Raw genomic sequence first — 6,113 nt, 5'->3', positions numbered from 1 at the left:
GGCGCCCAGGGTTTGGGAGGCGTCGGGCCACGTCGAGAACTTCACCGACCCGATGGTGGACTGCAAGGAGTGCAAGGCCCGCTTCCGGGCCGATGAGCTGAGCGCCGATCCGACCGATCCTAAGACTCCGTGCCCGCGCTGCGGCAACCGCGGGACGCTCACCGCCCCGCGCCTCTTCAACCTGATGTTCAAGACCTTCATGGGTCCCGTGGAGGAGGATTCGTCCGTCGTCTATCTCCGCCCCGAAACGGCCCAGGGGATCTACGTCAACTTCGAGAACGTGCGCGTCACCAGCAGGAACAAGATCCCCTTCGGGATCGCCCAGATCGGGAAGGCCTTCCGCAACGAGATCACCCCCGGCAACTTCATCTTCCGGACGCGGGAGTTCGAGCAGATGGAGATGCAGTACTTCGTGAAGCCTGGCACCGACGAGGAGTGGTTCGAGCATTGGCGGAAGGAGCGGATGCGGTGGTACGTCGAGGATCTGGGGCTCCGCCCCGAGAAACTCCGCTTCCACTCCCATGGCGAGAATGAGCTTGCCCACTACGCGCGCGCCGCGTTCGACATCGAGTACGAGTTCCCCTTTGGCTGGAAGGAGCTCGAGGGAATCCACAACCGGACCGACTTCGACCTGAAGCGGCACCAGGAGTACTCGGGCAAGAAGCTGGAGTACTACGACGACGAGACCAAGGAGCGCTACGTCCCCTTCATCATCGAGACCTCGGCGGGATGCGATCGGACGCTTCTCACGGTTCTGGTCGATGCCTACCGGGAGGAGGTAGTCGAGGGGGAAACGCGGGTCGTCCTCGCGCTGCATCCCAATCTCGCCCCGATCCACGCGGGGATCTTCCCCCTTGTCAAGAGGGACGGCATGCCGGATGTCGCGCGCCGGATCGTCGAGGACCTCCGTCGCGACCTGCATGTCTTCTACGACGAGGCGGGATCGATCGGGAAACGCTACAGGCGCATGGATGAGGCGGGAACGCCCTTTTGCGTCACCGTGGACAGCGTGACTCTGGAGAACGAGTCGGTGACCGTGCGCCATCGCGACTCGCTCGAGCAGGAGAGGATCGCGATCGGCGACTTACGGGGCTGGCTGCGGGAGAGGATCACGCTGGTCTGAAGGACGGAGCGCGGGGCGGCCAGGCGCTCGGGGCGCGCCCGCGCGGCATCTTCAGTTTCTGGGACCCCGACGGTTCCCTCCGCCTCGCTATGTTCGCGTTCGCGGCGCGGGGCGAAGGGAACCTCGGGGTCCGGACGCTCTCAGATCCGGCTAGGTGCGTCTAGATCGGGTCGATGACGGTGATGTTGCGGACCCCCACGACATTCAGCCGCACGAGGGCTCCCCAGACGAAGTTCGTCGGCTCCCCGATGGGCGTCATGTTTCCATCCACAAAGAAGTCGACGGCCGATGGGGTTCCCGCGACCAGATCAGCCAGCGCCGCGTTGACCGCGGCAACTCCCGCCGCCTGGAGCGGCGCCGGCGTCCAATCCAGATACTCAGGCGCATCCACGGCGACGCTCGAGTAGGCGATCAAAGTCTGGGCCGCGCACTCGGCACCGCGACACACCCCGACCGTACCGGTCACAGTTCGCCCGGCCTGCGGGGTCACGATCTTGAAGAACGCGCTCTCGACCGTGACGCTTTGGATTTCGAAATCGTACTCTGCTTCGATCTTTGCGATATCGACCTGGCCAGCCAGCGGAACCGATGTCTTCCCGTGGTAGACGTTGGTGTTTCCCTCCGCCGGGATGGTCGCGGTCAGCTCCACGGCGACGACGATCTCCACATCCTTGTCCTCAGTGCACGTCTGTCCCGTGAGCCCAATCAGGAGCAGACCCAGCCCCACGCAGGCCAGCACGCTCCGTCCCATGAATCGCTTCTGTGCTCTCATCTCTAGTTCCCCACGCTCAGACCGAGCGCGTAGCTGGTCTTGTTCGAGATCCCGATCTCGCCGTGGATGTGCACCACAGAGAGGTTGATTCCCAGGCCTCCGGCGAAGTGGACGTCCGAGGTCTGGTCAAAGTCCAGGCTGAGCTGCTCGGTCTCCCCCTGCGACGGCTTGTAGTCATACTCCACCGACATCTTGAAAGTGTCGAGAGAGAGGGAGGCGTAGGGTTCGAGGACCGAATAGCGCTTGCTCCCCTGCACTCCGATGCTGAATGCGCTCGCGTCGATCAGATCGTCGCCCACCTGGAACTTCTGCCAGAGGAAACCGCCGGCCAGATCGAACGGGATCGACTTGAAGTGCTGCGAGATGCTGTGGCGCGCCCCCAGCCCGAGGAGGCTCAGGCTCCCGATCTCCGCATCCCCTGTGTCGAAGGCGATGTACCTGAAAATCCCCTGCGTGCCGGCGAGGGATCCGATCGTGATCTGCGGCACGGCCAGTCCCAGCGAACCGATGTCCAGTCCGGCGGGGGGATACCACATCGCTCCGCCCTGTCCGGGGATCGGTGTGGACTCCGTGCTCCCGACAACCGTCGGCGCGATCGGGTCGCCAACCAGGAAGAAGCCTTCCGGCGCGACGGCCGTAAAGGTCTTGTCGTCGTCGCCAAACGTGATGAAGGAGGTCTTGATCTCCACGTTGATGTGGAATCCATCCTTCGGGATCGCGGCCGACCTGAAGACGCCCGACTGCAGGGCGGATCCGAATCCTTCCGTCAAGGGAGTGAGATACCCCTCAGCGTTCTTTCCCGTGTACGATTCCAGGTTCGCCTCGATCTGCGCCCGCGCGGGCGAGTGGGCGAGCAGCCCGGCGATCACGCAGCAGAGCGTCACGGCGCAGAGCTTTCTTTTCATCATTCCTCCTCCGAGTGACCTGGCGCTCCTGTGATCAGCGGCGCCAAGCATTGTGTTCCAGGAACGGCCGAGCCTAGTCGATCGGCTGGGTCCGGGCCAGAGGATACTGGGTCGAGAAGCGCAGGGGGATTCGGAACGTCCAGTTCAGAGTGTCTATAAAACTCGTCGCGGATGGCGGATTTACTCCATACTCCTTCTCATCTTCCACCGGGGGCAGATACGGAATCCGATCAGGAGCCGCCCCTCAAGCGCATCGCCTTCAGGGTCTGCAGGTTACGGGTGGCATCGACATTGCCCGGCCAAATCGTAGCCGACCGCTCGAAGTGCTCGATCGCGCCGTCAAGATCCCCCAGCTTGTAGGAGATCAATCCCAGGTGGTTGTGGGTCTTCGCCAGCTCCGGGTCGCGAGCATGCATCTGTCGAATCGACTCCAGGTCATAGCGGCCCAGGTCGGACTCGGAGATCGTCCGCGACTGCTCGGACGCAAGCCATGCCCGGGTCTCGGCGTCCTCCGCGGCCCCCTCCTCGCAGCGGCGGAGAAGCCCCAGGTAAGGCTCGGCCAGATCCTGCTGCCCCGCGAGCGCGTTCTCGAAGAACTCCCGCGCGCGCTGGTAGTCGTCGCGCGCCAGGTAGATCGTCCCGAGCTTCCTGTAGGCCACATCCGGCCGGATACCCGCCGCCAGGGCGTCTTCGAGGTTTCGAATCGCCTCGTCCCTGCGGCCATGCTTCTCGTTCAACTCGGCGAGGTAGTAGTGGAGCGACCGACCAACAATGGGGGTGATTTCCATCCTCTTGGCTTTCTGCAGCGCCTCCTCCCCGCGCGACAGATCGCCCGACTTGAGATAGGTGATCCCCAGATTCACGAGGACATCGGCCTGATCGGAGCGGATCTCGAGGGAGCGCTTGTACTGGGCGATGGCGACCCGGTAGTTGCCCTTCTTGAGCTCCGTGTCGCCGTAGTGCTTATAGGCGGCAGCCTCCCCCTCCTTGCCGGCCTGCGCGTACTTGTCGAGCCACTTGGGATCGGTCATCGAGATCAGGCCAAAGGCGATCAGAACGGCCCAGACCGCGAGGAGAAACCAGGTGAGGGCCGTGCGCCCGCGCCCGGGGGAGCCCCGAGTCCCTCCTTCCCGGCGAGAAGCGGCGGGCGGGCGCTCCGTAGATGACTTCTCCCTAGCAGGTGTTGTGGAGAACGAAGAGGACACTCTTCCCCTCCTTCTTCAAGCGATTGAATAGCTGGCAGGCCTCCGGGGTCCTCAGCAGGATCACTTGCGTCGGCCGGGCCAGATGGGGGTTGTAGAGAAACTGCACGCTCGCGACCTCGGGGAAACCCTTCCCGCCCAGGCCGCGATCTCCTGTTCCTATCAGAATGATGTCGCTCTTCTGCGCCAGTAGGAAGCGCTGGTCCCTCGAGTTGAAGTAGTGTTTCTTGTCCACGAGCCGGAAGGCGCCGTTCGGGTAGACGAGCAGGTCGAAGAACGGAATCGGAATCCCTCGATAGACAGTCCATCCGTATCGGTTCTCGCTCACATGGGTATTCCGAGGCCTGATGTGGCTATACCCCAGATAGACCAGAAGGACGGCGGCGGCCGCGGCGAGAAGGATCCGTCCCCAGGGCCGGAAGAGAAGGGCCAAGGCGCATAGGAGAAGGCCGGTCAGCGACAGAGTGATGCCTACGGCGGCCCCCGCGTACTCGAAGTCGCTCAGCAGGGAAGCGACCGACAGGAAGATCAGATCGAACGCGGTCATGATCGCCAGGATGATCACGGGATTGCTGAAGGCGCCACGGAAACCGGCGCTTCCGATCCGCCGCCATCCCTGGAGCAGCTCCTGCCACCGCCTGCCTCCGACACAGATGATCACCATCCCCATGATGCTGCCGAGGATGTCCTTGCCCGTGTCCGAGAGATCGAATACGCGGCTGCTCATGCGGAGCTGGAAGTACTCGTCGAAGCAGGAGAAGGCCGTGGCCAGGGCAAACGTCAGCCACAGGATGCGGGCCAGGGGCATCCCCCTCGGCGAGAGGTCGCGATGGACCATGAAGGCGAAGAGACCGTAGGCGATGTAGTGCCAGTTCTGCTGCAGGTCGTAGAAATTGTGCCCGAAGTAGATGTCGGTGACCTGCTGGGCAAGGGCATCCAGGAGGGCCACGATCCCCATAGCGAGGAGCCAGCGCCTCTTGATCGCCCGGCGGAACCTGATGGCGGCTGCCAGCAGGAGGACGAAGGCCGCGAGCGGCACAATCGGAACTCGCAGCCCGCCGATGGAGAGCGTGGAGCCCGAGACCTGGCCCACCATGTCGACGAGGAAGTTCTGCAGGAGAATGAAAGGGGTCAGGACCAGCAGGAAGCTGTAGAGGACGAGCTGGAGACGCGTGGAGTGGATCGAGATCCCGCGGGCCGCTGCCGCCGCCTTGGCCTTCGATCCCCCACTCATTCGATCCCCTCTGTGCCGTGGCGCTCCTGGACGCCTGCGCCCGCCACACAAGCGGGCAGGCCCATGTTACGCCTCCGGGCGGCGCGCAACAAGGGTTTCGCGACCGAGGGTTTCGCGACCGAGCCAGCCGAGCCGCGCCGAGTGGGTCGCGGCCGAGAGGCGACCGCGGAAGGGACTTCCCGCGGGCCTACCTGCGGAAGGCGCCCTTCAGACTTCCCCAGCTCTCGCGCGAGGTCGCGACCTCGTGGAAGGTGTCGCTCACGCTGATCGCATCCACAAAGAAGTAGCCCTCGATGTCGGGGTCATGGACGCAGCCGAAGTAGAGACTGCCGATCCCGCTCTCGGTGATCCCGTGGGAGCGATCGTCCACAACCCTGACTCCATTGACCCAGATGTCGTAGGTGCGCGAGTCCATGTCGTACTCAAGGATGAGCCGCGTCGTGCGCTCGGGCTGGTACGACGCGATCACTCCGGCGTATCCCGCAGCGTCACCCAGTTGGATCGCTCCCGCATCGCCGAACATGAGCGACGCGAAGTCGTCGGCGGAGCCGTCCTGCTCCCGCACAATGACGCTGTAGGTGCGTCCCTCGCCTAGCGGAGGAAACCAGAGGTCGACGGCGATCACCACGATGCCAGCCGTCAGCTCCGCGTCGCCGAGGAATCCGAACTCGACATAGCCCGCCGAGAAGCCTACATTCCGCATGTCGCATGTGCCATTCTGGCGATTTTCCGATTCCGCCAACACCTGCGATGGCAATGAGTTCTGTCACTCGTAGTGGATAGCCCTTTCCTCCGCCAACGCCATGAGAATCCGCTTCTCCTCCCGATCGATGGCGCGTAGTCGCTGCAGGTCCGCCCGGAACTCCCGATAGCGCTC

Annotated in this window: 6 protein-coding genes; 1 reads left to right on the top strand and 5 read right to left on the bottom strand. The window is 63.8% G+C overall.

Going from position 1 to position 6,113, the window contains the following annotated elements:
- The coding region (locus FJY88_11055; GenBank protein MBM3287872.1) for a glycine--tRNA ligase at positions 1-1,123 on the top strand (1,123 nt) is incomplete at its 5' end.
- A 160-nt stretch (positions 1,124-1,283) separates the two neighbouring features.
- Here FJY88_11055 and FJY88_11050 read toward each other — a convergent pair.
- From FJY88_11050 to FJY88_11030, 5 genes are all read right to left on the bottom strand, one after another.
- Positions 1,284-1,895 carry a hypothetical protein gene (locus FJY88_11050; GenBank protein ID MBM3287871.1) on the bottom strand — a complete coding sequence of 204 codons (612 nt, stop codon included), beginning with the start codon at positions 1,893-1,895 and terminating at the stop codon, positions 1,284-1,286.
- Between the two features lie 2 nt (positions 1,896-1,897).
- Positions 1,898-2,800: a hypothetical protein gene (locus tag FJY88_11045; protein ID MBM3287870.1), complete on the bottom strand. Its 903-nt coding sequence runs from the start codon at positions 2,798-2,800 to the stop codon at positions 1,898-1,900.
- Between the two features lie 230 nt (positions 2,801-3,030).
- A complete protein-coding gene (locus FJY88_11040; GenBank protein ID MBM3287869.1) occupies positions 3,031-4,005 on the bottom strand; it encodes a tetratricopeptide repeat protein in 975 nt (324 codons plus the stop codon).
- Positions 3,974-5,236 carry a hypothetical protein gene (locus FJY88_11035; protein MBM3287868.1) on the bottom strand — a complete coding sequence of 421 codons (1,263 nt, stop codon included), beginning with the start codon at positions 5,234-5,236 and terminating at the stop codon, positions 3,974-3,976. The genes FJY88_11040 and FJY88_11035 overlap by 32 nt, the downstream gene beginning before the upstream one ends.
- A gap of 187 nt (positions 5,237-5,423) precedes the next feature.
- Positions 5,424-5,939, bottom strand: coding sequence for a hypothetical protein (locus tag FJY88_11030; protein MBM3287867.1), 516 nt, complete (start codon positions 5,937-5,939; stop codon positions 5,424-5,426).
- Between the last annotated feature and the right edge of the window lie 174 nt (positions 5,940-6,113).

It is taken from the genome of Candidatus Eisenbacteria bacterium (assembly GCA_016867495.1).
In the GTDB taxonomy this organism is placed as follows: domain Bacteria; phylum Eisenbacteria; class RBG-16-71-46; order CAIMUX01; family VGJL01; genus VGJL01.
This window is presented reverse-complemented; position numbering and strand designations above follow the sequence as displayed.

Coding starts and splice junctions, on each gene's coding strand:
- FJY88_11045 (MBM3287870.1), bottom strand. CDS start 2,800: ATGAAAAGAAAGCTCTGCGCCGTGACGCTCTGCTGCGTGATCGCCGGG.
- FJY88_11050 (MBM3287871.1), bottom strand. CDS start 1,895: ATGAGAGCACAGAAGCGATTCATGGGACGGAGCGTGCTGGCCTGCGTG.
- FJY88_11035 (MBM3287868.1), bottom strand. CDS start 5,236: ATGAGTGGGGGATCGAAGGCCAAGGCGGCGGCAGCGGCCCGCGGGATC.
- FJY88_11030 (MBM3287867.1), bottom strand. CDS start 5,939: ATGCGGAATGTAGGCTTCTCGGCGGGCTATGTCGAGTTCGGATTCCTC.